This is a genomic window from Ruegeria sp. SAZA006 (genome assembly GCF_059613465.1).
Map to the genome: position 1 here is coordinate 95067 of NZ_JBXWSO010000003.1, position 25135 is coordinate 120201.

At 63.0% G+C, this 25135-nt stretch carries 25 protein-coding genes; 11 read left to right on the forward strand and 14 right to left on the reverse strand.

Annotated features, from left to right (window positions below; genetic code table 11):
- Window positions 1-3 precede the first annotated feature (3 nt).
- The 4 genes from AC2FNZ_RS01355 to AC2FNZ_RS01370 are packed head-to-tail and all read right to left on the reverse strand — an operon-like array spanning window position 4 to window position 2669.
- Window positions 4-1032 (reverse strand): MaoC family dehydratase, encoded by a 1029-nt coding sequence (locus tag AC2FNZ_RS01355; protein WP_496839289.1) that lies wholly within the window; start codon window positions 1030-1032, stop codon window positions 4-6.
- Window positions 1032-1238 (reverse strand): DUF1737 domain-containing protein, encoded by a 207-nt coding sequence (locus AC2FNZ_RS01360; protein ID WP_093963479.1) that lies wholly within the window; start codon window positions 1236-1238, stop codon window positions 1032-1034. Before AC2FNZ_RS01360 ends, AC2FNZ_RS01355 begins: the two co-directional genes overlap by 1 nt.
- Window positions 1239-1250: 12 nt before the next feature.
- Window positions 1251-1805 carry an NnrU family protein gene (locus tag AC2FNZ_RS01365; protein WP_496839290.1) on the reverse strand — a complete coding sequence of 185 codons (555 nt, stop codon included), beginning with the start codon at window positions 1803-1805 and terminating at the stop codon, window positions 1251-1253.
- A gap of 6 nt (window positions 1806-1811) precedes the next feature.
- Window positions 1812-2669 (reverse strand): HpcH/HpaI aldolase/citrate lyase family protein, encoded by an 858-nt coding sequence (locus AC2FNZ_RS01370; protein ID WP_496839291.1) that lies wholly within the window; start codon window positions 2667-2669, stop codon window positions 1812-1814.
- A gap of 168 nt (window positions 2670-2837) precedes the next feature.
- Here AC2FNZ_RS01370 and AC2FNZ_RS01375 point away from each other — a divergent pair, with 168 nt between their 5' ends.
- Window positions 2838-3143 carry a hypothetical protein gene (locus AC2FNZ_RS01375; RefSeq protein ID WP_093963482.1) on the forward strand — a complete coding sequence of 102 codons (306 nt, stop codon included), beginning with the start codon at window positions 2838-2840 and terminating at the stop codon, window positions 3141-3143.
- 3 nt (window positions 3144-3146) lie between these two features.
- Here AC2FNZ_RS01375 and AC2FNZ_RS01380 read toward each other — a convergent pair whose 3' ends face one another.
- Window positions 3147-3902: a sulfite exporter TauE/SafE family protein gene (locus AC2FNZ_RS01380; RefSeq protein ID WP_093963483.1), complete on the reverse strand. Its 756-nt coding sequence runs from the start codon at window positions 3900-3902 to the stop codon at window positions 3147-3149.
- Window positions 3903-4062: 160 nt separating this feature from the next.
- Here AC2FNZ_RS01380 and mdh point away from each other — a divergent pair, with 160 nt between their 5' ends.
- Window positions 4063-5025: a malate dehydrogenase gene (mdh, locus tag AC2FNZ_RS01385; RefSeq protein ID WP_496839292.1), complete on the forward strand. Its 963-nt coding sequence runs from the start codon at window positions 4063-4065 to the stop codon at window positions 5023-5025.
- A 104-nt stretch (window positions 5026-5129) separates the two neighbouring features.
- Here the strand turns inward: mdh and AC2FNZ_RS01390 are convergent, their stop codons facing one another.
- Window positions 5130-6122 carry a zinc transporter ZntB gene (locus tag AC2FNZ_RS01390; RefSeq protein WP_496839293.1) on the reverse strand — a complete coding sequence of 331 codons (993 nt, stop codon included), beginning with the start codon at window positions 6120-6122 and terminating at the stop codon, window positions 5130-5132.
- 372 nt (window positions 6123-6494) lie between these two features.
- Between AC2FNZ_RS01390 and sucC the strand changes: the two genes are divergently transcribed.
- The 7 genes from sucC to lpdA all read left to right on the forward strand — a co-directional run bounded on the left by sucC (window position 6495) and on the right by lpdA (window position 15438).
- Window positions 6495-7688: an ADP-forming succinate--CoA ligase subunit beta gene (sucC, locus tag AC2FNZ_RS01395; RefSeq protein WP_093963486.1), complete on the forward strand. Its 1194-nt coding sequence runs from the start codon at window positions 6495-6497 to the stop codon at window positions 7686-7688.
- Window positions 7689-7772: 84 nt separating this feature from the next.
- Window positions 7773-8657 (forward strand): succinate--CoA ligase subunit alpha, encoded by an 885-nt coding sequence (sucD, locus tag AC2FNZ_RS01400; RefSeq protein ID WP_170342204.1) that lies wholly within the window; start codon window positions 7773-7775, stop codon window positions 8655-8657.
- Between the two features lie 44 nt (window positions 8658-8701).
- Window positions 8702-9244, forward strand: coding sequence for a DUF805 domain-containing protein (locus AC2FNZ_RS01405; RefSeq protein ID WP_170391859.1), 543 nt, complete (start codon window positions 8702-8704; stop codon window positions 9242-9244).
- Window positions 9241-12195 carry a 2-oxoglutarate dehydrogenase E1 component gene (locus AC2FNZ_RS01410; protein ID WP_093963489.1) on the forward strand — a complete coding sequence of 985 codons (2955 nt, stop codon included), beginning with the start codon at window positions 9241-9243 and terminating at the stop codon, window positions 12193-12195. Before AC2FNZ_RS01405 ends, AC2FNZ_RS01410 begins: the two co-directional genes overlap by 4 nt.
- Window positions 12196-12201: 6 nt before the next feature.
- Window positions 12202-13704: a 2-oxoglutarate dehydrogenase complex dihydrolipoyllysine-residue succinyltransferase gene (gene odhB / locus AC2FNZ_RS01415; RefSeq protein ID WP_496839294.1), complete on the forward strand. Its 1503-nt coding sequence runs from the start codon at window positions 12202-12204 to the stop codon at window positions 13702-13704.
- A gap of 2 nt (window positions 13705-13706) precedes the next feature.
- Entirely contained in the window at window positions 13707-13976 is a 270-nt protein-coding gene (locus AC2FNZ_RS01420; RefSeq protein WP_170342212.1) for a hypothetical protein, read from the forward strand.
- A 73-nt stretch (window positions 13977-14049) separates the two neighbouring features.
- Window positions 14050-15438, forward strand: a complete 1389-nt coding sequence (gene lpdA, locus AC2FNZ_RS01425; RefSeq protein ID WP_496839296.1) for a dihydrolipoyl dehydrogenase — start codon at window positions 14050-14052, stop codon at window positions 15436-15438.
- An 18-nt stretch (window positions 15439-15456) separates the two neighbouring features.
- On the opposite strand, the gene AC2FNZ_RS01430 is transcribed toward lpdA, so the two are convergent.
- Entirely contained in the window at window positions 15457-16035 is a 579-nt protein-coding gene (locus AC2FNZ_RS01430) for a TetR/AcrR family transcriptional regulator (protein WP_496839297.1), read from the reverse strand.
- 102 nt (window positions 16036-16137) lie between these two features.
- Between AC2FNZ_RS01430 and AC2FNZ_RS01435 the strand changes: the two genes are divergently transcribed.
- Window positions 16138-16731: an NAD(P)H-dependent oxidoreductase gene (locus AC2FNZ_RS01435; RefSeq protein ID WP_093963494.1), complete on the forward strand. Its 594-nt coding sequence runs from the start codon at window positions 16138-16140 to the stop codon at window positions 16729-16731.
- On the opposite strand, the gene AC2FNZ_RS01440 is transcribed toward AC2FNZ_RS01435, so the two are convergent.
- Genes AC2FNZ_RS01440 through AC2FNZ_RS01455 form a run of 4 tightly spaced genes read right to left on the reverse strand, consistent with a single transcriptional unit; the run spans window position 16732 to window position 19637 of the window.
- Window positions 16732-17337 (reverse strand): pyridoxamine 5'-phosphate oxidase family protein, encoded by a 606-nt coding sequence (locus AC2FNZ_RS01440; protein WP_496839298.1) that lies wholly within the window; start codon window positions 17335-17337, stop codon window positions 16732-16734.
- Window positions 17321-18064, reverse strand: a complete 744-nt coding sequence (locus tag AC2FNZ_RS01445; protein WP_496839300.1) for a lysophospholipid acyltransferase family protein — start codon at window positions 18062-18064, stop codon at window positions 17321-17323. The genes AC2FNZ_RS01440 and AC2FNZ_RS01445 overlap by 17 nt, the downstream gene beginning before the upstream one ends.
- Entirely contained in the window at window positions 18064-18963 is a 900-nt protein-coding gene (locus AC2FNZ_RS01450) for a cell division protein FtsX (RefSeq protein WP_496839301.1), read from the reverse strand. The genes AC2FNZ_RS01445 and AC2FNZ_RS01450 overlap by 1 nt, the downstream gene beginning before the upstream one ends.
- Window positions 18960-19637 (reverse strand): cell division ATP-binding protein FtsE, encoded by a 678-nt coding sequence (locus tag AC2FNZ_RS01455; protein ID WP_496839302.1) that lies wholly within the window; start codon window positions 19635-19637, stop codon window positions 18960-18962. The genes AC2FNZ_RS01450 and AC2FNZ_RS01455 overlap by 4 nt, the downstream gene beginning before the upstream one ends.
- A gap of 181 nt (window positions 19638-19818) precedes the next feature.
- On the opposite strand from AC2FNZ_RS01455, the gene AC2FNZ_RS01460 reads away from it, so the two are divergent.
- Window positions 19819-20586, forward strand: a complete 768-nt coding sequence (locus AC2FNZ_RS01460; RefSeq protein ID WP_496839304.1) for a zinc-ribbon domain-containing protein — start codon at window positions 19819-19821, stop codon at window positions 20584-20586.
- A gap of 9 nt (window positions 20587-20595) precedes the next feature.
- Here the strand turns inward: AC2FNZ_RS01460 and AC2FNZ_RS01465 are convergent, their stop codons facing one another.
- The 3 genes from AC2FNZ_RS01465 to AC2FNZ_RS01475 all read right to left on the reverse strand — a co-directional run bounded on the left by AC2FNZ_RS01465 (window position 20596) and on the right by AC2FNZ_RS01475 (window position 25127).
- Window positions 20596-23139, reverse strand: a complete 2544-nt coding sequence (locus tag AC2FNZ_RS01465; RefSeq protein WP_496839305.1) for a TIGR02302 family protein — start codon at window positions 23137-23139, stop codon at window positions 20596-20598.
- A 36-nt stretch (window positions 23140-23175) separates the two neighbouring features.
- Complete coding sequence (lysA, locus tag AC2FNZ_RS01470) at window positions 23176-24441, reverse strand: diaminopimelate decarboxylase (protein ID WP_496839306.1); 1266 nt, start codon at window positions 24439-24441, stop codon at window positions 23176-23178.
- A 98-nt stretch (window positions 24442-24539) separates the two neighbouring features.
- Window positions 24540-25127: a TetR/AcrR family transcriptional regulator gene (locus tag AC2FNZ_RS01475; RefSeq protein WP_496839307.1), complete on the reverse strand. Its 588-nt coding sequence runs from the start codon at window positions 25125-25127 to the stop codon at window positions 24540-24542.
- Between the last annotated feature and the right edge of the window lie 8 nt (window positions 25128-25135).

The window sequence follows — 25135 nt, forward strand, 5'->3', positions numbered from 1 at the left end:
CGTTCAGATCGGCATCAGCGCCCAATAGTCCAGATCCAGCAGGACGTCGGGGCTGTATTTTCCATCCGGGCCGCGCAGGGCAAGGGGCTCGCCACCCTTGGTCGCCACTAGTCGCAACCGGATCGCACCCACGCCGGGAACCTCGGTTTCGGCCTTGTCCAGCACTTCGGACCACGCCTTGATGGTGTCGCCCGCGAAACAGGGGTTGGCGTGGGCGCCGGCGTTCAGACCTACGATCATCTGCGCATTGGCCAGTCCGTTGAAGGACAGGGCCCGCGCCATCGAAATCACATGGCCGCCATAGATCAGCCGACCGTCGGGGCGGAAAGTCAGGTCGAAATGCACCTTGGCGGTGTTCTGCCACAGGCGGGTGGCCGGCATGTGCTCGGCCTCTTCCACGGTCACGCCGTCGACATGGTCGATGGTTTCCCCGATCTGGTAGTCTCCCCAGCGGTGCGGTTCTCCGGCCAGAGCAAAGTCGTATTTGCTGAAATCCAGCCCGTTCGGCACCACGAGGTCGCCGGGCTCCAGCGCCTTTTTCAGGTCCGGCACCACGGTTTCCGGGGCAGGCGCGTCGAGGTTCGATTTCCGCACCATCACCCAGCGCACGTATTCGATCACCACTTCGTCGCGCTGGTTCAGTCCGCGCGTGCGCACCCAGACTACGCCGGTCTTGCCGTTCGAGTTCTGCTTGAGGCCGATCACCTCGGATTCCGACCGCAAGGTGTCACCGGGATAGACCGGCTGCAGCCAGCGCCCCTCGGCATAGCCCAGGTTCGCGACCGCGTTCAGCGACACATCCGGCACCGTCTTGCCGAACACCACATGGAACGCCGCCAGATCGTCGATCGGGCTTTGCGGCAGGCCGCAGCTCCGGGCGAACTCGTCCGAGGAATAGAGCGCGTGGCGCGCGGGATATAGCGCATGATAGAGCGCGCGCTCGCCCACCGTCACGGTGCGGGGCACCGCGTGGTGCAGCACCTGCCCGATGGAGTAGTCCTCGAAAAAGCGGCCCGGATTGGTCTTTGCCATTATTGCTGTCCCAGTTTCATGTCGGGGGAATAGTCGGCCGCGACATCCTTGGTCACGGCCTGCGCACAGCGCATCTTGCTGGTGGACGGATCGAACGCATAGGCCGGAGAGCCGTGCAGCTCCCACCCTTTGGCCAGCGCCTCGGACACCTTGTGGCAGAAGTCCGAGGTGTCCTCTTCAGTCAGCAGTCGATAAAGTTTCGCCATCACGTCACCTGCCTAACCCGGGAACGGAGACGGGCCGACCAGCCCGTGGATGTAACCGATGATGCCCAGCAGCACGATCGAGGCCACGAAGAACATCGCATCCTTGCCCAGCGTTCCCGGCTCGCCCGGGGTCCAGTTGGGCTCGGACTTGTTGATGACGATCACTTCGACCACGGCCCAGGCCAACAGGCCGCCGAACAGGATGATCGACGCCAGATCACCATTGACCAGCAGATGCGCAAAGGCCCAGAGCTTGAACCCGCCCAGCATCGGATGACGCACCCGGTTCAGCAGTCGGCCCTTGGTTCCGGCGGGGCTCATCATCCAGATCGCGATCAACACCAGCAGGTTGTTGATGTGGATCATGAAGCTGGGTGGTGCCCAGACATGGATGAAATCGGTCATGCGATAGCCGAAGATCATCAGCAGGATCGACGCGACCAGCGCTCCCGCGACGGCGCCCTTTCCGGCGTCACCTATGGCCGCGCGGCGGGCGGGCATCAGGCGTTTGAACAGATGCGCGGCCCACCAAAGCGCCACGCCGAGAATGAGAAGAACGAAGCCCATGCTGGCTTACCCCGCTTGCAAAGCTGATATCGCCTCTGCTTTTGCCAGAATTTCACGGGCAGTTACAACGTGCAGGTTTTCCACGATCTTGCCGTCGACCACGGCAACGCCCTGTCCTTTGGCCTCGACCTCTTCGAATGCGATGATCTGGCGGCGGGCCAGGTCGATCTCGGCCTCGGAGGGGGCGAAGGCGGTATTGGCGGTCTCGACCTGCGCGGGGTGGATCAGCGTCTTGCCGTCAAAGCCCATGTCGCGGCCCTGCGCGCATTCGGCGGCCAGCCCCTCGGTATCCTTGAAGGCGTTGTAGACGCCATCGACGATCACCAGCCCCTCGGCCTTGGCGGCCAGCAGGCACAGGCCCAGCGAGGTCATCAGCGGCAGGCGGTCGGGGCGGAAGCGGGTCTGCAGTTCTTTCGCCAGATCGTTGGTGCCCATGACAAAGCCCGCCATCAGCGGATGGGCCGCGATCGCGGCCGCGTTCAGCATGCCGCGCGGGGTTTCCATCATCGCCCAGATCGGCAGGTCGCCGGTGATCGCGGCCAGCGCATCCACGTCGGCGGCCGAGTTCACCTTGGGCAGCAGCACCACGTCGGCCTCCATCTCGCGCACGGCCTCGGCATCGGCGCGGCCCCACGGGGTGTCGAGGCCGTTGATTCGAACGATCTTGACGCGCGGGCCGTATCCGCCCGTCGTCAGCGCGGCCTTGAGTGTTTCGCGCGCATTGTCCTTTTCATCAGCGGCAACCGCGTCTTCCAGATCGAAGATAATGGCATCGACCGGCAGCGAGCGCGCCTTGTCGAGCGCCCGCTCCTTGGAGCCGGGGATATACAGAACAGAGCGGTAGGGGCGCTGGCGGGGGTCCATGGGAACCTCTCGTTGAAATAAAGTTGCGCAGAATGGGGCATTTTTTGCCGGAAACTTCAAGGCCAAAATCGCCGCATTGCAGCATGCGACGCAACGCGCGGTGGATTTACCGCAATTGCAGAGGGTTCCGGCAGCTTTGGTCCAGTCAACAGGCAAAGGGGGCCGGAGATGAATCAGTGGTTGTTTCAGATGACGATGGGGCTGGGCATCATGGTGCTGGCGGCGCAGCAGGTGCAGGCGCAGTCGCCGAACTGTGCGCCCCGGCCGGACGTGCTGCAGCGGTTGGCCGAGACCTATGGCGAGACCCGGCGCGGCATCGGCATGGCGCGGCAGGGGGCGGTGATGGAAGTCTTTGCCTCGGACGAAACCGGCACATGGACCATCACCGTGACCTTGCCGGATGGCATGACCTGCCTGATCGCGGCAGGCGAGGCCTATGAGGTGATGGCCGAGGCGCTGCCGCCCGATGCCTGAGGGTCAGGTCAACGCGTCCCAGATCAGTTTCGTGCCGGTCAGGGTCAGCAGAACGTAGGCGATGCCGAAGAACAGGCGCTCGGACATCATCCAGTGGGCGCGCACGCCCAGCCAGGCACCGAGGATGGCGAAGGGGGTCAGCAGCAGGTCGGCCCAGGCGGTCTGCAGGGTGAACATGCCCAGATAGGCATAGGGGACAAACTTGGCGATGTTGATGACCCAAAAGACCAGCACGGTGGTGGCCTGGAACTCGGTTTTCGTCAGGCGCTGCGACAGCAGATAGACGGCAGCGGGCGGGCCGCCGGCGTGGCTCACGAAGCTGGTGAACCCGGCGACCATCCCCGCGAACAGCCCGGCCGGGGGCGGCAGGCGGTTGGCGAAGCCACGCACCCAGCCGCGGGTTTGGGCGACGTGCCAGATCACGAAGCCCACCGAAATGCCCCCGATCAGCAGGCGCAGCAGGTCTTCGTCGGTCGCCCGGTACAGCAGCGCGCCCAGCACCACGCCCGGCACCGCGCCCAGCATCAGCAAGCGGGCGTCGGGCCAGCTCCAGCGTTTCCAGTAGGGGCGCAGCGTTGCCAGATCGATCACCATCAGGATCGGCAACATCAGCGCCAGCGCCTGCCCCGGGTCAAGGATCAGCGCCAGAATCGACGAGGACGCAAAGGCCACGCCCGAGCCGAAGCCACCCTTGGAGATGCCCGCAAAGATCACGGCCGGGATCGCCACGGCAAAAAACATCAGGTTCAATTCGACCATGCGGCGGCCCCGAAACGGCTTGTCCTGCGGGTGGTTTAGCGCAACCGGCGGGGGGCAGGCAAACGGTATGCGGTCGCATGCCGCGCTGCAGAACCCTTGCGCAACGGCGTTTTAACGACTAGCAAACCGTCGATTTCAAAACCGACCGGAGATATTCCAAATGGCCAGACCCAAGATCGCGCTGATCGGCGCAGGTCAGATCGGGGGCACGCTTGCCCACCTCGCAGCAATGAAGGAACTGGGGGATGTCGTTCTGTTCGACATCGCCGAGGGCATCCCGGAAGGCAAGGCGCTGGACATCGCCGAATCCGGCCCGTCCGAGGGCTTTGACGCCAAGCTGAAGGGCACCCAGTCCTACGAGGACATCGCCGGTGCCGATGTCTGCATCGTGACCGCCGGTGTGCCGCGCAAGCCAGGCATGAGCCGCGATGACCTGCTGGGCATCAACCTGAAGGTTATGAAGTCGGTCGGCGAAGGCATCGCCGCCAATGCACCCGACGCTTTCGTCATCTGCATCACCAACCCGCTGGACGCGATGGTCTGGGCGCTGCGCGAATTCTCGGGCCTGCCCCACAACAAGGTCTGCGGCATGGCCGGCGTGCTGGACTCGGCCCGTTTCCGCCACTTCCTGGCCGAAGAATTCGACGTGTCGATGAAGGACGTCACCGCCTTTGTTCTGGGCGGCCATGGCGACACGATGGTGCCTTCGGTGCGCTATTCGACCGTTGCCGGCATCCCGCTGCCCGATCTGGTCAAGATGGGCTGGACCACGCAGGAGAAGCTGGACGCCATCGTGCAGCGCACCCGTGACGGCGGCGCCGAGATCGTCGGCCTGCTGAAGACCGGCTCGGCCTACTACGCGCCTGCAACCTCGGCGATCGAGATGGCCGAAGCCTATCTGAAAGACCAGAAGCGCGTTCTGCCCTGCGCCGCCTATTGCGATGGCGAGTTGGGCGTGAAGGGCATGTATGTGGGCGTCCCGACCGTGATCGGCGCCGGCGGCATCGAAAAGGTCGTCAACATCCAGCTCAACGAAGAAGAGCAGGTCGGTTTCGACAATTCGGTCAACGCCGTGAAAGGTCTGATCGAGGCCTGCAAGGGCATCGACGGCTCATTGGCCTGATACATTGATCGGATTTTTGGTCCCCACCAAAGATCCGGCCAAACGCATGACACCCTGCCCCGCTGGATGCAACCGGCGGGGCATTTCTTTTGGTCCCTCGAGTTCTATCGGAACATCCCAAGCCACCTGGCAACTCCCAGAAGCATCCCGCCAAGTGCGACCAGCAAAGCGCAAACGACCCAGAATGCATGCGGACTTTCGGCGCCGGGAATGCCGCCGACATTGATCCCCAGCACTCCCGCCACCAGGCCCAGCGGCAGAAAGACAGCGCTGACCACTGACAGCACGAGCATACGGCTGTTCATACGTTCGGCCCGTTCATCCATCAGTTGATCGTGTATGATCTGAACCCGTTCCCGCACGGCAGCCAAATCCTCGCCGATCCGATAGATGCGCTCCGAGGCTTCGCGCAACCGCGACCGGTCGTGAGGCTGCAGCCACGGCACGTCTTCGATCTCGAGCGTCGTCAACGCGTCGCGCTGGGGTACCAGATACCGACGCAGAACGATGGAGGACCTGCGGATCGCCGCCAGCTCGGACCGGGAAATCTCGGCATTCGCCTCAAGAAGCGCCTCCTCGAGGTCATCCACACGTTCGTTCAGATCAGTGATCGCAGGTTCGGCCCTATCTGCCAGCCGCAAGGCCAAACGCGCGACGAAGTCACCTGGCGATTTCGGAGCCTGCCCGCGGTCGATGGCCGCCAGCATGTCCGCAACCGCATCCAAGGGGCGGCGCCAGACACCGATGATCTTGTTCTCCGTCAACCACAGCCTGACCGAGATCATGTCTTCGGGCGGTTGCCCTTCTTGCAGGTTCACTCCGCGCAGGTTCAGGATTACGCCATCGCCATGGACGGTACAGCGGGGCCGGGTCTCGTCCGCCATCAGAGCGTCGATCACGAACTCATCAAGCCCGCCGGCGCGTAGAAGCGGAACCGTGCCTGGCGCTTCCAGCCGCAGGTGTTGCCAAGCGAACTGCCCCTCCGGTCCGGCCGGTATCCAGCTGGCAAATTCATCGGGGTCCAGTGACACGGCTTTGCCGGATCCATCGAAGATCCAGGTCATGACATCGGGGAAATTTGGGTTCGACACTGTCATCTGATCGGAGCTTGTTCATGTTTGACCTGCCCGACCCAACCGGCCCCACACAGGCCCGGTCAGATTAGCCAGCCTGCGAGAATGCGCCAAGCCCCGAAGGCCTGACAGGTCCGGTCCTGCCACTTCGAACCGTACCGGAAATGTTGGCGCAAACGGGGTGCGAACACGGTCTTCGAATATGTTTTCAAAGCCTATTCTGACTCGCTCGAATCATTTTTTGGCACCGGATTGTTTGTGATCACACCCCGAAAATGTGTGATCACAAATGCCGAAAATCTTCGGCAAATAACGCGATCGCAGCAGAAAACCCTTTAATTTTTATCGCTAGACACCCCTATAACGATCTAATCGCAGTCAGACGGGACAGTTTCGATGAACATTCACGAATATCAGGCCAAGGCTCTTCTTCGCAGCTATGGCGCTCCGGTCTCCGACGGACGTGCAGTTCTGCGCGCCGAGGAAGCCAAAACAGCCGCCGGTGAACTGGACGGCCCCCTTTGGGTGGTCAAGGCACAGATCCACGCGGGCGGCCGCGGCAAAGGTCACTTCAAAGAGGCCGACGCCGGTGAAAAGGGCGGCGTGCGTCTGACCAAATCGGTGGAGGAAGCCGCCGAGGAAGCCAAAAAGATGCTGGGCCGCACGCTGGTCACGCACCAGACCGGCCCCGTAGGCAAGCAGGTCAACCGCGTTTACATCGAGGCCGGTTCGGGCATCGAGCGCGAGCTGTACCTGGCCCTGCTGGTGGACCGCCAGACCAGCCGCATCTCGTTCGTGTGCTCGACCGAAGGCGGTATGGACATCGAAGAAGTAGCCGCGGCGACACCCGAGAAAATCCTGTCCTTCTCGGTTGACCCGGCCACCGGGTACCAGCCGTATCACGGCCGGCGCATCGCCTTCTCGCTGGGTCTGGAAGGCGCGCAGGTCAAGCAATGCGTGCGTCTGATGGGCATCCTGTACAAGGCCTTCGTCGAGAAAGACATGGAGATGCTGGAGATCAACCCGCTGATCGTGGCCGAAGGCGGCGACCTCAAGGTGCTGGACGCCAAGCTGAGCTTTGACGGCAACGCGGTCTACCGCCACCCCGACATCGCCGAACTGCGCGACACCACCGAGGAAGACCCCAAGGAGCTGGAAGCCAGCAAATACGACCTGAACTACATCGCGCTGGACGGCGAGATCGGCTGCATGGTCAACGGCGCGGGTCTGGCGATGGCGACGATGGACATCATCAAGCTGTACGGTGCCGAGCCTGCCAACTTCCTCGACGTGGGTGGTGGCGCCACCAAAGAGAAAGTGACCGAGGCGTTCAAGATCATTACCAGCGACCCGAACGTCAAAGGCATCCTGGTCAACATCTTCGGGGGCATCATGCGCTGTGACGTCATCGCCGAGGGCGTTGTCGCCGCGGTGAAAGAGGTCGGCCTGCAGGTCCCGCTGGTCGTGCGCCTGGAAGGCACCAATGTCGAGAAGGGCAAGGAGATCATCAACACCTCCGGCCTGGACGTGATCGCGGCGGACAACCTGAAAGACGGTGCCGAGAAGATCGTGAAGGCAGTCAAAGGCTGAACCCGATAACTCAGGGCGGGTCGCGGCCCGCCATTCCGACGAATACTGGCGGGTCAGATCCCGCCGAAAACAGGAGAACGCCAAATGGCAGTCCTCATCGACGAAAATACCAAAGTGATCTGTCAGGGCTTTACCGGCTCGCAGGGCACATTCCACTCTGAACAGGCCATCGCCTATGGCACCAAGATGGTCGGCGGCGTGACCCCCGGCAAAGGCGGGATGGAGCATCTGGGTCTGCCCGTGTTCAACTCGGTCCACGAAGCCAAGCACGTCACCGAGGCCAACGCCACCGTGATCTACGTGCCGCCGCCGTTTGCCGCGGATTCGATCCTCGAAGCGATCGATGCTGAGATGGAAGTGATCGTCTGCATCACCGAAGGCATCCCGGTTCTGGACATGATGAAGGTGAAGCGCGCGCTGGAAGGCAGCAAGTCGCGTCTTATCGGCCCAAACTGCCCCGGTGTCATCACGCCGGATGCCTGCAAGATCGGCATCATGCCCGGCCACATCCACAAGCGTGGTTCGGTCGGCGTCGTGTCGCGTTCCGGCACCCTGACCTATGAGGCCGTCAAGCAGACCACCGATGTGGGTCTGGGCCAGTCCACCTGCGTGGGCATCGGCGGCGACCCGATCAAAGGCACCGAGCATATCGACGTGCTGGAATGGTTCCTGGCCGATGACGAGACCGAGTCGATCATCATGATCGGCGAGATCGGCGGCTCGGCCGAGGAAGAAGCCGCGCAGTTCCTGGCGGATGAGGCCAAGAAAGGCCGCAAAAAGCCCGTTGCCGGTTTCATCGCCGGCCGCACGGCGCCTCCGGGCCGCCGCATGGGCCACGCGGGCGCGATCGTCGCCGGCGGCAAGGGCGGTGCCGAGGACAAGATCGAAGCCATGCGCAGCGCCGGCATCGTCGTGGCCGAAAGCCCGGCGCAGCTGGGCGAGGCTGTGCTGGAAGCAATCGGCAAGTAAACCGCCGGCCCCTTGCGTGGGCTGGCCTCAGCGGAGCGAAACACATGACCTTCAACGAAGCCGTCAAAACGTGTTTCTCCAAATACTTCACATTCTCGGGGCGGGCCTCTCGCCCCGAGTATTGGTATTTTTTCCTGTTCATTCTGGTCTGGAGCGCAATCGCGACGGTCATCGACTGGCATTTCTTCGGACAGGTCACGACCGTGCAATCCGAAGGCTCGGTCGAGGTGGCCGCCACGTCCAGCCAGCCGGTGCAGAGCATCGTGTCGCTGATCGTGTTCTTTCCACATCTGGCCGTGGCGTGGCGGCGCATGCATGACACCGGGCGCAACGGTCTCTACGCGCTGCTGCCGATCCTTTTGATCCTTGGGGCTTTTGCCGTTCTGGTCTTCGGCATCGGCCTCGCCTCAAGCTTCCAGCACGGCGGTAGCCTCGACATCCTGTTCACGCGCGCCACGCTGCTGATCGTCATTCCGACACTGCTTGTTCTTCTCGTGTCGCCCCTCCTGGTTCTGTGGTGGCTGTCCCGCCCCAGCCAGCCAGGCACCAACAAATACGGTCCCAACCCATATGAGGTAACCCAATGACCGAACACTCGCCCAATTCTGCCTTCCATGCCTCGAGCTTCATGCAGGGGCACAATGCCGAGTATCTGGAGCAGCTATACGCCCAGTACACCAAGGACCCCGGCGCAATCGATGCGGCTTGGGCCGAGTTTTTCCGGCAGATGGGAGACGCGGCACCGGACGTCCAGAAAGAGGCCGAAGGGCCTTCGTGGGCGCGCACCGACTGGCCACCGATGCCGAATGATGACCTGACCGGCGCGCTTACCGGCGAGTGGATCGAGGTCGACGCCAAAGCTGCAGGCAACAAGATCAAGGAAAAGGCTGCCAAGGCGGGGGTTGATGTCAGCGACGAACAGATCAAGCGCGCCGTGCTGGATTCGATCCGCGCGCTGATGCTGATCCGGGCCTATCGAATCCGGGGTCACCTGGCCGCTGATCTGGACCCGCTGGGCATGCGCGCCGCGACCAACCATCCCGAGTTGGACCCCAAGACCTATGGCTTTACCGATGCCGACATGGACCGGCCGATCTTCATCGACAACGTGCTGGGTCTGCAGATGGCCAGCATGCGCCAGATCGTCGAGATCGTGAAACGCACCTATTGCGGCACTTTCGCGCTGCAGTACATGCACATCTCGAACCCCGAGGAGGCCGCTTGGCTGAAAGAACGGATCGAAGGTTATGGCAAGGAAATCTCGTTCACGCGGGAAGGCCGCAAGGCGATCCTGAACAAGATGGTCGAGGCCGAGGGCTTTGAGAAGTTCCTGCATGTGAAATACATGGGCACCAAGCGCTTCGGTCTGGACGGAGGCGAGGCGTTGATCCCGGCGATGGAACAGATCATCAAGCGTGGCGGCGCCCTGGGCCTGAGTGATATCGTGATCGGCATGCCGCACCGCGGACGTCTGAACATCCTGGCCAACGTGATGGGCAAACCCTACCGCGCCATTTTCAACGAGTTCCAGGGCGGCAGCTTCAAGCCCGAGGATGTGGATGGGTCGGGCGACGTGAAGTATCACCTCGGTGCGTCCAGCGACCGTGAGTTTGACGGCAACACCGTGCACCTGTCGCTGACGGCGAACCCGTCCCACCTCGAAGCCGTGAACCCGGTCGTTCTTGGCAAGGTTCGGGCCAAGCAGGACCAGCTTGGTGACACCGACCGCAGCAAGGTCATGGGCATTCTTCTCCACGGCGACGCCGCCTTTGCCGGCCAGGGTGTCGTGGCCGAAGGCTTTGGCCTGTCCGGTCTGCGCGGTCACAAGACCGGCGGCACCATGCATATCGTCGTGAACAACCAGATCGGCTTTACCACCGCGCCGCATTTCTCGCGCTCCAGCCCGTATCCGACCGATATCGCGCTGATGGTCGAGGCGCCAATCTTCCACGTGAACGGCGACGACCCCGAGGCGGTGGTGCACGCGGCCAAGGTCGCGACCGAATTCCGCCAGAAGTTCCACAAGGACGTGGTCATCGACATCTTCTGCTATCGCCGGTTCGGTCACAACGAGGGCGACGAGCCCATGTTCACCAACCCGATCATGTACAAGAAGATCAAAACCCACAAAACCACGCTGTCGCTGTACACCGAACGTCTGGTCAAGGACGGGCTGATCCCTGAGGGCGAGATCGAGGACATGAAGGCCGCCTTCCAGGCCCATCTGAACGACGAGTTCGAGGCCGGCAAGGACTACAAACCCAACAAGGCCGACTGGCTGGATGGCCGGTGGTCGCATCTGGACAAGAACAAGGAAGAATATGTCCGCGGCGACACCGCCATCACGCCGGACACTCTGGCCGAGGTCGGCAAGGCGCTGGTGACGGTGCCCGAAGGCTTTGCCCTGCACAAGACGGTAGGTCGCCTTCTTGAACACAAGAAACAGATGTTCGAAACCGGTCAGGGCTTTGACTGGGCCACTGGCGAGGCGCTGGCCTTCGGGTCGCTGCTGACCGAGGGCTATCCGGTACGCCTGTCGGGGCAGGACGCCACCCGCGGCACATTCAGCCAACGCCATTCGGGTTTCATCAACCAGGAGACCGAGGAGCGCTACTATCCCCTGAACCACATCCGCGCCGGGCAGTCGCAGTACGAAGTGATCGACTCGATGCTGTCGGAATACGCGGTGCTGGGCTTCGAATACGGCTATTCGCTGGCCGAGCCCAACGCGCTGGTTCTGTGGGAGGCCCAGTTCGGCGATTTCGCCAACGGCGCGCAGATCATGTTCGACCAGTTCATCAGCTCGGGCGAAAGCAAATGGTTGCGCATGTCCGGTCTGGTCTGCCTGCTGCCGCACGGGTTCGAGGGGCAGGGCCCCGAGCACTCGTCGGCGCGACTGGAGCGTTTCCTGCAGATGTGCGGCCAGGACAACTGGATCGTGGCCAACTGCACCACGCCTGCGAACTATTTTCACATCTTGCGCCGTCAGTTGCACCGCACCTTCCGCAAGCCGCTGATCCTGATGACGCCCAAATCGTTGCTGCGCCACAAGCTGGCGATCAGCAACGCCGAGGACTTCACCACCGGGTCCAGTTTCCACCGGGTGCTGTGGGACGACGCGCAAAAAGGCAACTCGGACACCCAGCTGGTGCCCGACGACAAGATCAAACGCGTAGTGATGTGTTCGGGCAAGGTGTACTACGACCTGCTTGAAGAACGCGACGCGCGCGGGATCGACGACGTCTATCTGCTGCGGATCGAGCAATACTATCCGTTCCCGGCCCATTCGCTGATCAACGAGCTTGAGCGGTTCAAACAGGCCGAGATGGTCTGGTGCCAGGAAGAGCCCAAGAACCAGGGTGCCTGGGGATTCATCGAACCCAACATCGAATGGGTCCTGTCCCGCATCGGTGCCAAGCATACCCGGCCGATCTATGCCGGCCGCGCCACTTCGGCCTCGCCCGCAACGGGTCTGGCCAGCCAACACAAAGCCCAACAAGAAGCGCTGGTGAACGAAGCGCTGACTATTGAAGGATAATTAACGATGACGATTGAAGTTCGTGTTCCCACGCTGGGCGAGTCCGTCACCGAAGCCACGGTCGCAACCTGGTTCAAGAAACCCGGCGATGCCGTCGCCGTGGATGAGATGCTGTGCGAGCTTGAGACGGACAAGGTCACCGTCGAGGTTCCGTCGCCTGCAGCCGGCGTGATGGGCGAGATCGTAGCCGCCGAAGGTGAGACGGTCGGCGTTGATGCACTGTTGGCAACGATCCAGGCCGGTGAGGGTGCGGCCCCAGCTCCAAAAGCTGAAGCCGCGCCAACAGCGGCCCCTGCCGCGTCGGGCGGCAGCGTTGACGTGATGGTTCCGACACTGGGTGAGTCCGTCACCGAGGCGACCGTATCGACCTGGTTCAAGAAGGTCGGCGATACCGTCACACAGGACGAAATGCTGTGCGAACTGGAGACCGACAAGGTTTCGGTTGAGGTCCCTGCTCCGGCTGCGGGTGTACTCGCGGAGATCGTGGCCCCCGAGGGCGCGACGGTCGACGCGACCGCCAAGCTTGCCGTGATTTCGGGCGCTGAAGCAGGCGCCGCACCGGCTGCGCCGGCCGCGGCAGCCCCTGCCCCCGCAGCAGCCGCCACCGGCAAGGACGTGGCCAATGCGCCATCGGCCGAAAAGGCCATGGCCGAGGCCGGCCTGTCGGCCGATCAGGTCACCGGCACCGGCCGCGATGGTCGCATCATGAAGGAAGACGTGGCCCGCGCCGTTGCAACCGCCGCTGCGCCGGCCGCTGCCGCCCCGGCTCCAGCAGCAGCCCCGCGCGCGCCCGTGGCCGCCGAGGATGCCGCCCGCGAGGAACGCGTGCGCATGACGCGCCTGCGCCAGACCATCGCCAAGCGTCTGAAGGACGCGCAGAACACTGCCGCGATCCTGACCACCTACAACGAGGTGGACATGACCGAGGTGATGGCCCTCCGCAATCAGTACAAGGACCAGTTCGAGAAGAAGCACGGCGTCCGCCTGGGCTTTATGTCCTTCTTCACCAAGGCCTGCTGCCACGCGCTGAAAGAGGTGCCCGAGGTCAATGCCGAGATCGACGGCAATGACATCGTGTACAAGAACTACGTCCACATGGGCGTCGCCGCCGGCACTCCGCAGGGCCTGGTGGTTCCGGTGATCCGCGATGCGGACCGCATGTCGTTCGCCGAGATCGAGAAAGCCATCGCCGAGAAGGGCAAACGCGCCCGTGACGGCAAGCTGAGCATGGCCGAAATGCAGGGCGGTACCTTCACCATCTCGAATGGAGGCGTCTATGGCTCGCTGATGTCCTCGCCGATCCTGAACCCCCCGCAGTCGGGCATTCTGGGCATGCACAAGATTCAGGAACGTCCGATGGTCATCAATGGCGAGATCAAGATCCGTCCGATGATGTATCTGGCGCTGTCCTATGACCACCGCATCGTCGACGGCAAGGGCGCGGTGACCTTCCTTGTGCGCGTGAAAGAGGCGCTGGAAGATCCGCGCCGTCTGCTGATGGATCTGTAATCGTGGCGACGCATGTACTCTGGCAGGCCGACGTGGCCGATTTCGACGCTTGGCTGAAGGTATTCCGCGAGGACAAGCCGATGCGCAAGGCGGCCGGGATTGTCGATCTGCACGTCTGGAAAGACCCCGAACAGCGCGATCATGCGGTTGCCCTGTTCGAGATTACCGATCTGGATCGGGCCCAGAGCTTCATCGAATCGGAAGAGCTGGCCATGCACCATGAACGTGGCGGCGTCGCGCATATTCAGGTGAAGGTTCTGACACCCGTCTGAACACGCACCGAGGCGATCCACCCCCGTGGGTCGCCTTTTCAAAAAGAACACTCCGCGGATTTGGGAGAACAAAATGGCTAACTATGACGTCATCGTAATCGGCGCCGGTCCCGGCGGCTATGTCTGCGCCATCCGCTGCGCGCAGCTGGGCCTGAAAACCGCCGTCGTCGAAGGGCGCGAGACGCTGGGCGGCACCTGTCTGAACGTGGGCTGCATCCCCTCGAAGGCGCTGCTGCATGCCAGCCATCAGCTGCACGAGGCCGAGCACAACTTTGCCAAGATGGGCCTCAAGGGCAAAAGCCCCTCGGTCGACTGGAAGCAGATGCAGGCCTACAAGCAGGACGTGATCGACACCAACACCAAGGGCGTCGAGTTCCTGTTCAAGAAGAACAAGATCGACTGGCTCAAGGGCTGGGGCTCGATCCCCGCGCCCGGCAAGGTCAAGGTCGGTGACGAGGTGCACGAGGCCAAGAACATAATCATCGCCTCCGGCTCCGAGGCGGCGTCGCTGCCCGGCGTCGAGGTCGACGAGAAGGTCGTCGTGACCTCGACCGGCGCACTGGAGCTGAACAAGGTCCCGAAAAAGTTGGTGGTGATCGGCGCAGGCGTGATCGGGCTGGAACTGGGCTCGGTCTATCAGCGTCTGGGCGCCGAGGTAACGGTTATCGAATATCTCGACGTCATCACCCCGGGCATGGACCCCGAGGTGCAGAAGACCTTCCAGCGCATCCTGAAAAAACAGGGCATGAACTTCGTCATGGGCGCCGCCGTGCAAAAGACCGAGGCCACCAAGACCAAGGCCAAGGTGACCTACAAGCTGCGCAAGGATGACAGCGAGCACGTGATCGAGGCCGATACCGTTCTGGTCGCCACCGGGCGCAAGCCGTTCCATGACGGGCTGGGTCTGGATGCGCTGGGGGTCGAGCTGACTCCGCGCGGCCAGATCAAGGTCGGCAAGGACTGGCAGACCAACGTGCCGGGCATCTACGCCATCGGTGACGTGATCGAAGGCCCCATGTTGGCGCACAAGGCCGAGGACGAAGGCATGGCCGCCGCCGAAATGGTCGCGGGCAAGCATGGGCACGTGAACTATGGCGTCATTCCGGGCGTGATCTACACCTGGCCTGAGGTTGCCAATGTCGGCGAGACCGAGGCCACGCTCAAAGAGCAGGGCCGCGCCTACAAGGTCGGCAAGTTCAGCTTTATGGGCAATGGCCGCGCCAAGGCGAACTTTGCCGCCGACGGGTTCGTCAAGATCCTGGCCGACAAGGAAACCGACCGCATCCTGGGCTGCCACATCATCGGTCCTGGCGCGGGCGACCTGATCCACGAGGTCTGCGTGGCGATGGAGTTCGGCGCCTCGGCCGAGGATCTGGCCCTGACCTGCCACGCGCACCCGACCTATTCCGAGGCCGTGCGCGAGGCCGCGCTGGCCTGCGGCGACGGTCCGATCCACGCCTGATGAGTTCGGCTCCGGCGGTCAACCCGCCGGAGTCAGCCACGCCCGCAAATAGGTTTCCAGCCGGTCGGTGAATGTCGTCGCCGAATGCAGGGCGCAGAATTTCAGTGACATGGCCTGAATGGCAAAGGCCTGCACGCCCTCGGCCAGCAGGTCGGTCGGCACATCGTGCCGGACCTCGGCTTGGTCCAGCCACATCATCACGATCCGGAAGTATTTCTCGAAGCAATAGGCGATCGGCCCGATTTCAGAGATTGCGGCGGCACCAGAATAGCGGATCAGCAGATCGAACACATAGCGTTCGGACATCATGAAATCATGCACCGGCGCCAGTGCTTCGATGATCTGTGGCACGGTTTTCGGCGTTTCCGCCGCTTGCGCCTGATTCAGACAGGCGTCCAGTTTTTCGCCGATCAGGATCTCCATCAGCGCGTCCTTGTCGTGGAAATGGGCAAAGAAGGTGCCCTTGGCCACGCCGGCGGCCTGCACCACCTCTTCCACGCGCAACGCCTGGTATCCGTTCCTCCGCACCACGTCCGCCGCCGCCTGCAGCAGCGTGGCGCGGGTTTTCAGGGTTCGTTTCTGAATCGTCTTTTGCATGAGGCTTGTTCGCATGTTTTTTGACCGTGGTCAAATTTTTTATTGACCGTGGTCATTTTTTGATTCTATAAACTGACCTTGGTCAATTTTAGGAGAATCCCGATGCACCCTAAGAAAATTCTCATCCTCGACGGTCACCCCGCCGAAAGCAGCCTGTCGCGCACCTTTGCCGACACCTATGCCCAAGCCGCCCGTGCCAAGGGCCATGACGTAAAGATCGTTCACCTCAGCGAGCTGGAGTTCGATTTCGATTTCGGACAGGGCAACTATCATGATTTCAAACCGCTGGAGCCGGTTCTGGAACAGGTTCTGCAGGATTTCGAATGGAGCGATCACCTGGTTCTGACGACGCCCATGTGGTGGGGCGGCCTGCCTGCCAAGCTCAAGGGGCTGATCGACCGGATGTTCATCCCGGGCCGTACGTTCGATACCCGCAATCCCAACAAACTGGGATTCCCGGCGCCGATGCTGGACGGCCGAACTGCGCGGGTCATCATCACCTCGGACACACCGGGCTGGTTCATGCGGCTGGTCTACCGCCGGGCGCTGATTCACCAGATGCGCGGTCAGGTTCTGGGGTTCGTCGGGTTCAAGCCGACGCGGTTCACCTGGTTTTCCGGCGCCAGCTACCCCAAGCAGGACAGCGTCGAGAAATGGATCGCGCGGGTCACCCGGCTGGGCGCAGCGGCAGCGTGATCACCACATCGTCTTTGCGGCGCGCGCACCCCAGTCGCAATCATAGTGTGCGCCGCCTTCCTCGCCCTGCGACACCTCGGCCAGGATCTCGCCCACCGTCGGCAATCCCGCGCTGAGATCGTCGCCGGTCCAGGTTTCGGCCCGCATCAGCGCGCGGGCGCATTGCGTGTAGATTTCCCCGATTTCGATGACGATCACCGTGGCCGGTTGCTTGCCCTTTTTTTCGAACCGGGCGCGCAGGTCGGCATCGGCCGTCAACCGGGCGGTACCGTTCACCCGCACCACGTTGTTCGAGCCCGGCACCATGAACATCAGCGCCACGCGCGGGTCACGCACGATGTTGCGCAGGCTGTCCAGGCGGTTGTTGCCGCGCCAGTCGGGCAAGACCAGGGTGCCGGGGTCCAGTTCCATGACCACCGGGCCATCATCGCCCCGGGGGCTGCCATCCACACCTTCAGGCCCCACCGTGGACAGCACGCACAGCCGCGACGCCATGATCCATTTGCGATAGAGCGGCGTCAGTTGCCGCGCGACCTTCCGTATCGAGGCGGCGCCGGGGGTACCGTACAGCGCCTCGAGCGCGGTGATGTCATTGATGAACTGCATCCGGATCAAACCCCACTTCGCGCATAAGCGCGTTCGAGCGCGTCTCGATCACCTCTTCCAGCCGGGCCAGGAACGAGTCGCGATTGACGCCCGGTTCGATCGGATCAAGAAATTCGACGATCGCGTGGCCGGGTTTGCGCAGAATTCCTGACCGGGGCCAGAATACACCGACATTGGTGGCCGCAGGTACGCAGGGGAAACCCAGCCCCTCGTACAGAACGGCGGTGCCGACCTTGTAGGGCTTGTAGACCCCCGGCGCCACGCGGGTGCCCTGCGGATAGATCACCAATTGCCCGGGTTCGGTGAATTCCTTGGAAACGTCCTTGACCATCTTGGCCACCGCCGCGCCACGCTTGCCGCGATTGACCGGAATACAGCCCAGACGACGGGCATACATGCCGATGATCGGGGTCCACAGCAGTTCGCGCTTCATGATGAACTTGCCATGGGGGATCGCATCAAAGATCAGGATGATGTCGAAGAAGGACTGGTGCTTGGCGGCGATCACCACCTCGCCCGTGGGCCCGTTGCCGCGCACCTCGCCGCGAATGCCCACCATCCAGCGCGCCAGCCATATGGTCGTGCGCGCATAGGTCTTGCAGGCGCGCAGGGCCCCGCGCTTGGAGAACAGCGCATAGGGCGCGAAGACCAGGCCCAGAACCGCCATCCATGCGTAGATCGTGACCATGAAGATCAGCGAGCGCACCCATTGGACCGCCATTGCCATCACGAAAGCTCCTTCAATTTGCGACGGGCCGCCGACCATGTCGCGGCAAAGGCCACGGCCGCGCCCAGAATGGGGATTACGGCGGGCAGCAGCCAGTCTGCGCCCTGGAACCCAAGGCCGGTCAGGAAACCGCCCGCATCCGAGGCCACGGGCAGCAGCAGCATCCCGGTCAGGCCCAGAACCGTCCCCACCACGGCACCGAAAAACGCGCGCCAGGTGAACCGACGCACGAAGGCACCGGCGATGAAGCGGTCGCGTGCACCGACCTGACGCAGCACCTCGATGATCTGGGCGTTGGCCGCGAGCGAGGCATTGGCCGCAAGCGTGATCATCGCCGCCGTGGCCCCGCCGATCAGCAGGATCGAGATCCAGCCCAACCGCCGCAGCGAGGTGGCCGCATCGACCAGCGGTTCGCGCCAGCGGGAATGGTCATCCAGAACCGCGCCTGGCACCTCGGCCGCCAGCCGCAAGCGCAGGCCCATAGCGTCCAGCCCCGGCTCACCCTCGATGATCTCGATCAGCTGTGGCACCGGCAGCGTGTCCAGCGGCAGATCGGGCCCGAACCAGGGGGCCAGCAGCGCGGCCTGTTCTTCGGCGCTGAGCGCGCGGGCCGAGGCCACGCCCGAGGTCTGTTTCAGAACCTCCAGAGCGGCCTTGGTCTGCGCGGCACGCTGTTCAGCAGGCGCATTGATCCGCAGAGTGGCCGCTCCGGCCAGCTCCGAGGCCCAGCGATCGGCCAAACGCCCCGAGGCCAGCGACAGCGCAAGCGCGAATACTGTCAGAAAGGCCATCGCACCTGACACGAAAAGGGTCAGGTGCGCCGTAAATCCCGTTGGCGGCACCACGCGGTCGGCCCGGGCGTCCCGGCGCAGCAGGGCGCGAATGTCATCGGCAATCATAGATCCGCCCCCGCCAGTTGCAGCCGCCGCTGCGAGATCCGAAGAACCCGAGCCTGCACCTGGCTTTTGGCCGCCCGGATCAAGCTCAGATCGTGGGTGGCGATCACCACGGTCTTTCCCATGTGGTTCAGCTCGATCAGCAGACGCAGCAGACGCTGGGACATCTCCCAGTCGACGTTGCCGGTGGGTTCGTCGGCCAACACCACGTCCGGTGACAGGATGACCGCCCGCGCCAGTGCAGCCCGTTGCCGCTCGCCACCCGAAAGCTCCGGCGGAAGTGCGTTCAGGCGGCCACCAAGACCGACCCAGGACAGGAGTTCGGTCAGATCTTCCTGCTCGGCCTCGACAGAGCGTCCCGACACCATCAGTGGCAGGGCGACATTCTCAGCCAGAGTCATGTGGTCCAGAAACCGGCAGTCCTGATGCACGACACCGATGCGACGGCGCAGCAGGGCCATCTGGTCCCGGTCCAGTCGGGCAATGTCCTGATCAAAGGCGCTGATCCGCCCCGAACTGGCCAGCAACGCGCCATAGCAGAGTTTCAACAGGGTCGTTTTGCCCGCTCCGGACGGGCCGGTCAGAAAATGGAACGACCCCGGCTGCAACTGGACCGAGACATTGCTCAGCAGTTCGCCGCCGCCATAGCTGTAGCTGACATTTTCAAGCTCGATCACGCCTGCCCTCAATATTGCTTGCGCCCTTCTTGCCCGAGCACGACCACGGTTTCAATGCCTGCACCGAGTCCATTTGGCGACACTTGATCCACCGGGCCGAAAACGCGCTTTGCTGTTTCGCCTTAACGGATTATCATTCTTGGAAAAACGACGACAGGCCGCCAGCGGCCGGGGAGGCAGTATGCGACTAACATGCCCGAACTGTAATGCCCAGTACGAGGTTCCGGATGAGGTCATTCCGGAGGAAGGTCGAGACGTGCAATGCTCGAGCTGCGAGCAGACCTGGTTCCAACCTAAACACCCGGAGGCCGAGCCTGTCGCGGCTGAAACCGATGACGGGCCGGCCGAAAGCGCGCCCTCGGATGCGTCTGAGCCGCCAGCCGCCGAAGCTGCTGCGCCCGAACCGGAGCAGAAAGAAGACGAAGAGGTCAAAGCCGAACAGCCCGATCCCGAGGACGAAGCCCGGCCAGCCGCTCCGACCGGCAACGTCGATCCGGCCGTTGCGACAATCCTGCGGGAGGAAGCCGCGCGTGAGGCCGAACTGCGCGCCAAGGAAGGGTCCGGCCTGGAAAGCCAGCCGGATCTAGGTCTGGATCAGCAGCCGGAACCGGCCCCCAAGCCGACACCTCCTGCGGCGACCGAAACCGCCGCGGGAACCGGTCAGAAAGAGGCGCTGCCGGATGTGGACAGCATCAATTCGACTTTGCGCAGCGACGACGCACCCGCCGAGGCAGAGCCCGCCAAGGCGCCGCCGCGGAAATCGGGCGGGTTCCTGCGCGGCTTTGCGCTGATCCTGATCATCGGGGTCATCCTGTTCCTGGTCTACGGCAACGCCCGCCAGATCAGCGAGGCAGTTCCCCAGGCCGAGCCCGTGTTGCAGTCGTATGTCTCGATTGTCGATCAGGCCCGGGTCTGGCTGGAATCGCAGGCTGGCTCCGCGACCGAGTAACTCTGCCGGTCAGAACCGCTCGAGCAACCTTTTTAGGTATTCCAGTTCGATTCTGGGCCTGTCGGTTTCGCCGGTGCGGCGCCGGATTTCATCCAGCAACTCGCGGGCACGGCGATACACATCATCCCCCTGCAGCAGGTTCTCCTCGGTCGAGATCGAGCCTGCAGCACCCGGGTTCCGACCCAGCGGATCGCGGTTGTTGGCCTGCATGTCGCTGTCCTGCGTACCCTGACTGGGCTGGTTCTGCTGGTTCTGGGCCATTGCCTCACCCAGCTCGCGCATCCCTTCGCGCAACGCCTCCATTGCTTCGGACTGGCGGTCGATCGCTTCGGCAAGGTCGTCGCTCCGCAGGGCATCTTCAGCCTCATCCATGGCTCGACCTGCACGCCCCAGCGACTCGCGTGCGGCATCACCTTCGGGTGTTCCTGCGCCCGGCAGGTTCTGCTGCTGGCGGTTCAGTTCATCGCGCAGCGCCTGTTGGCGGTCGGCCAGTGTCCCCTGTCCTTGCTGGCCTTCGCCCACCTGATCCGATCCTTGGCCCTGACCGCCCTGACCCTCATGGCTCTGGCCGCGTCCCTGACCGCCCGAGCGGCCTTCATTGCCTTGGCTTTCACCGGCCTGCGCGCCGGGATTGAATTGCTCCTGCAAGTCACGGAAGGCCTCGTCGCTCAGGCCCTGCTGCTCACGCAGGGTTTCGGCCAAACCTTCCATGGCCTGCTGGCCTTCGGATTGTTGCCCCTGTCCCTGGCCTTGGGTCACGCGCATGTTTTCCATCATCTGCTGGAACTCCTCCAGCGCCTGTTGGGCCTCGGCCATGCGGCCCTGCTCCATCAGTTCCTGTATCCGGTCCATCATCCGCTGAAGGTCATCCTGCGTCATCTGCATGGATTCGCCGGATTGGTTCTGCTGGCCCTGCTGGCCGTCCGGGTTTTCCTGCGCCAGTCGCTGCAGTTGACGGAGATACTCGTCGGTCGCTTCACGCAGCTCCTGCATCAACTCGGCGATTTCCTCATCGCTGGCACCGTTCTGCATCGCTTCGGTCAGACGCTCCTGAGCGCGGCGCATCCGCTCCAGCGCATCGGCGAGCGTGCCTTCTTCGATCAGGATGGCCAAATCCCACAGGGCTTGCGCGATCTCGGCCTGCTGTTCGGGGCCCAGGCCGAATTCCGTAAAGGTTTCCAACCGGCGCAGAATGTAGCGCAGTCGCAGATATGCGGTTTCCGAACGGAAGACATCTTCGGGCCGGTGCGAAACCGCCCGCAACAGCTGAGCCACCCGTTTGGCGTTGTCGCGCGACCACAGCAGATCGCGACGCTGCTCGATCACCGCCGCAGCCAGCGGATCAAAGAACCGGCGGGCGGGAAGGTCGGTTCGGTAGACATCCGACTCGGAAACCTGATCAGCGGCATCGACGGCCGAAAGGGTAATCTTGACCGGCAGGTGCGCCCAAGGGTGTTCCGAAAAATCCTCGATCAGGTCTTCCGTGAAATCGCTCCGGTCACCAGCGATCGGCATGGGCAGGTCGATGGTGACCGCGTCGCGTGGTTCGGGCGCAACGGCCAGACCATGGCGACGATCCACCGCGGCCAGGTCCAATTCGATCAACGCGGTTCCTGACAGAATGCCATAATCGTCACGTGCCGAGAACGGCAGTTTCATCTGGCCACCAGCCTCGGCGGTGGCGGGTTCGGCCACGGCGATTACCGGCGGCGCGTCCGCAATGACCTCGACACCCCAGTCACGCCCTGCAGGGCCTTCGATCGACAATCGGCCCGAACGCTCGACGACAAACTCCTGATCCGGATCGGTTGCTGTCGTGGTGGAAGCTAAGGAACTGGTTTCGGTCAAACTGTGCGCGCCGACCTCGCCATAGAAGCGCAAAGTGACGCGGCTGCCTTGTGGCACTGTCAGCGTCGGACCGGATTGATCGGCCAGATACAGCGTCGGCAGGCCGGTATAGCGAGGCGGCTCGACCCAGCCTTCCCAGCTGGGGCCCTGGCCGGCCACGGCCGTACCGGGTGTCATCTGCGCGACCGATCCAACTTTCCAGAACGATCCGAACAGCAATCCGACCACCAGCGCCAAAAGCGCCGCATAGCGCAGCGCGTAGGGGTCACGAGCGGCAAGGTTCAGGTCAGGCTTGACCGGTCCTGCCTGCGCGGCGCGGGCGGCCATGCGCGCCTGATGGGCCTGCCACAAAGCGCGCGAATCTTCGTCCATCGCCCCGATGGCCTGATCGTCCAGCAATGCCTGGATGGGACGGCCCGGCAGTGTCTCGTCCAGTCGGACAAGCGCCTGCGTGCGGGTGGGGAACCGAAACCTCCGCGCACCCCAGACCAATGCAACCGTCAACGCCAGAATGGATGCGGTTCCGATGATCCAGACGGTTTCAACGCCGACCAGGTCGTGGAGACCCAGCAGCAAGGCCGCCATGATCAGGGCCGCAATCGACAGGAACGGCCAAAAGGCGCGCATCACCTGCTCGGCCAGCATCCCCGTGCGCGTCAGCAACAGGGACAGTCTGGGGATCGGCAGGTTGCGAGTGTCGGTCACGTCAGGCCTCCGGGTCGGGCCCGCGCGGTTATCGCGTCACAGCCACTCAGGTATGGTATCGCGGTTTATGATTTCGTCAAAGGTTGGCCGTTCACGAATAACCGCGAATTGATCGCCATTCACCAGAACCTCGGGGATCAGCGGCCGGGTGTTGTATTCACTGGACATAACCGCGCCATAGGCGCCGGCGCTGCGAAATGCGACCAGATCCCCCGGGTTCAGCGGTGGCATCGCCCTTTGTTTCGCAAAGGTATCCCCGGTCTCGCAGACCGGCCCGACGATGTCATAGGGGCGTTGTTCGACCCCCGGCGCGGGCTCAATGACGGGAACGATGTCATGATAGGCGTCGTACATGGCCGGGCGGATCAGATCGTTCATTGCCCCGTCGAGGATCAGGAAATCGCGCCCTTCGCCCGACTTCACATAGATCACCTTCGACACCATCAGCCCCGCGTTGCCCGCGATCAGACGGCCCGGCTCAATCTCAATCTCGCAGCCCAGATGGCCCAGTGTTTCCTTGATCATCGCACCGTATTCCAACGGCAGCGGCGGTGCTTCGTTCGAACGGGCATAGGGAATGCCCAGCCCGCCACCCAAGTCCAGACGGTGAATGCCGTGACCCTGTGCGCGCAGCTGTTCGGTCAGCTCGGCGACTTTGGAGTAAGCCATTCGGAACGGCTCCAGATCGGTCAGTTGCGAGCCGATATGCACGTCGATGCCCACCACCTTCAGGCCGGGCAGGCTGGCCGCATGGGCATAGACCTCGGGTGCGCGGGCGATCGGGATGCCGAATTTGTTTTCGGATTTTCCTGTGGCGATTTTGGCGTGAGTCTTGGCGTCAACGTCCGGGTTCACCCGAACAGTGATCGGCGCGATCACGCCCAGTTCCTGCGCGACGGCGTTGATCACCTCCATCTCGGGCTCGGATTCGACGTTGAACTGGCGAATCCCGCCTGTCAGTGCGATGCGGATTTCCTCGGCCGTTTTGCCGACGCCCGAGAACACGATCTTTTCGCCCGGCACGCCCGCTGCCTTGGCCCGCAGGTACTCGCCGCCCGAAACCACGTCCATCCCCGCGCCCGCCTGCGCCAGCGTTTTCAGAATGGCCTGGTTGCTGGCGGCCTTCATCGCATAACAGACCACGTGGTCGGTACCTGCCAACGCCTCGTCGAACAGGTTGTAGTGCCGCAGCAGCGTCGCCGTGGAATAGACATAGAACGGCGTGCCGACCGCAGCCGCGATCTCGGCGACCGGGACGTCCTCGGCGCACAACACGCCATCGCGGTAAAGAAAGTGATCCATATCTGCGCGCTTAGACCAAAACAGGCCTGTGGATCAACGGGATTTGCGACGTGGGCACGCAATCCGGTGCTAACCGCACAGAAGTCGGGCGCAATGGCTTATCCGCGCAGGCCGGCCTCAAGTAGCGAAAGGGTCGCGTCGCGCCGCGCTTCAAAGTCGCTTTCATCGCCCCCGAAGATCGCCAGATGGATCACCAGCCCATCCAGCATCGCCGTCACCGCCTGCGCTGCAGCCTGCGCACCGAGATCGCCGCGGATTTCACCCGCGCGGATCAAGGGAGCGAACTGAGCCGCATAATGATCGGCAAGCCAGGCGAAGAATGCGCCAATGATCTCGGCCGCGCGCGGGTCCTGAAATCCGGGGCCCAGCACGTCAAAGAACAGCCGCGTTGCAGCCAGACGGTCGGCGGGCATGGACAGACGCAGCCCGGTCATGAACTGGTCCAGCGTCTGCGGGGCCGGGATGTCGCTGATGCGGGCGCGGATATCCTCGAAGTATCGCTGCAGCAACGCCAGAAGCAAAGCCTCCTTGCTTTGGAAATACAGATACAACGTGCCCTTGGCCATCCCGGCCTGATGGGCCACGTCCTGCATCTTGGTGGCGTGATAGCCCTGATCCAGAAAGCAGGCCATGGCGGCATCCAATATCCGCCCCTGCATCTCTTCGCGATCGACGATCTTCGGCATCTTGCCCC

Coding starts and splice junctions, on each gene's coding strand:
- AC2FNZ_RS01410 (WP_093963489.1), top strand. CDS start 9,241: ATGACCGAACACTCGCCCAATTCTGCCTTCCATGCCTCGAGCTTCATG.
- AC2FNZ_RS01445 (WP_496839300.1), bottom strand. CDS start 18,064: ATGGCAATGGCGGTCCAATGGGTGCGCTCGCTGATCTTCATGGTCACG.
- mdh (WP_496839292.1), top strand. CDS start 4,063: ATGGCCAGACCCAAGATCGCGCTGATCGGCGCAGGTCAGATCGGGGGC.
- AC2FNZ_RS01460 (WP_496839304.1), top strand. CDS start 19,819: ATGCGACTAACATGCCCGAACTGTAATGCCCAGTACGAGGTTCCGGAT.
- AC2FNZ_RS01380 (WP_093963483.1), bottom strand. CDS start 3,902: ATGGTCGAATTGAACCTGATGTTTTTTGCCGTGGCGATCCCGGCCGTG.
- lpdA (WP_496839296.1), top strand. CDS start 14,050: ATGGCTAACTATGACGTCATCGTAATCGGCGCCGGTCCCGGCGGCTAT.
- sucC (WP_093963486.1), top strand. CDS start 6,495: ATGAACATTCACGAATATCAGGCCAAGGCTCTTCTTCGCAGCTATGGC.
- sucD (WP_170342204.1), top strand. CDS start 7,773: ATGGCAGTCCTCATCGACGAAAATACCAAAGTGATCTGTCAGGGCTTT.
- AC2FNZ_RS01435 (WP_093963494.1), top strand. CDS start 16,138: ATGCACCCTAAGAAAATTCTCATCCTCGACGGTCACCCCGCCGAAAGC.
- AC2FNZ_RS01450 (WP_496839301.1), bottom strand. CDS start 18,963: ATGATTGCCGATGACATTCGCGCCCTGCTGCGCCGGGACGCCCGGGCC.
- AC2FNZ_RS01405 (WP_170391859.1), top strand. CDS start 8,702: ATGACCTTCAACGAAGCCGTCAAAACGTGTTTCTCCAAATACTTCACA.
- AC2FNZ_RS01355 (WP_496839289.1), bottom strand. CDS start 1,032: ATGGCAAAGACCAATCCGGGCCGCTTTTTCGAGGACTACTCCATCGGG.
- AC2FNZ_RS01360 (WP_093963479.1), bottom strand. CDS start 1,238: ATGGCGAAACTTTATCGACTGCTGACTGAAGAGGACACCTCGGACTTC.
- AC2FNZ_RS01440 (WP_496839298.1), bottom strand. CDS start 17,337: ATGCAGTTCATCAATGACATCACCGCGCTCGAGGCGCTGTACGGTACC.
- AC2FNZ_RS01430 (WP_496839297.1), bottom strand. CDS start 16,035: ATGCAAAAGACGATTCAGAAACGAACCCTGAAAACCCGCGCCACGCTG.
- AC2FNZ_RS01475 (WP_496839307.1), bottom strand. CDS start 25,127: ATGCCGAAGATCGTCGATCGCGAAGAGATGCAGGGGCGGATATTGGAT.
- odhB (WP_496839294.1), top strand. CDS start 12,202: ATGACGATTGAAGTTCGTGTTCCCACGCTGGGCGAGTCCGTCACCGAA.
- AC2FNZ_RS01370 (WP_496839291.1), bottom strand. CDS start 2,669: ATGGACCCCCGCCAGCGCCCCTACCGCTCTGTTCTGTATATCCCCGGC.
- AC2FNZ_RS01375 (WP_093963482.1), top strand. CDS start 2,838: ATGAATCAGTGGTTGTTTCAGATGACGATGGGGCTGGGCATCATGGTG.
- AC2FNZ_RS01390 (WP_496839293.1), bottom strand. CDS start 6,122: ATGACAGTGTCGAACCCAAATTTCCCCGATGTCATGACCTGGATCTTC.
- AC2FNZ_RS01365 (WP_496839290.1), bottom strand. CDS start 1,805: ATGGGCTTCGTTCTTCTCATTCTCGGCGTGGCGCTTTGGTGGGCCGCG.
- lysA (WP_496839306.1), bottom strand. CDS start 24,441: ATGGATCACTTTCTTTACCGCGATGGCGTGTTGTGCGCCGAGGACGTC.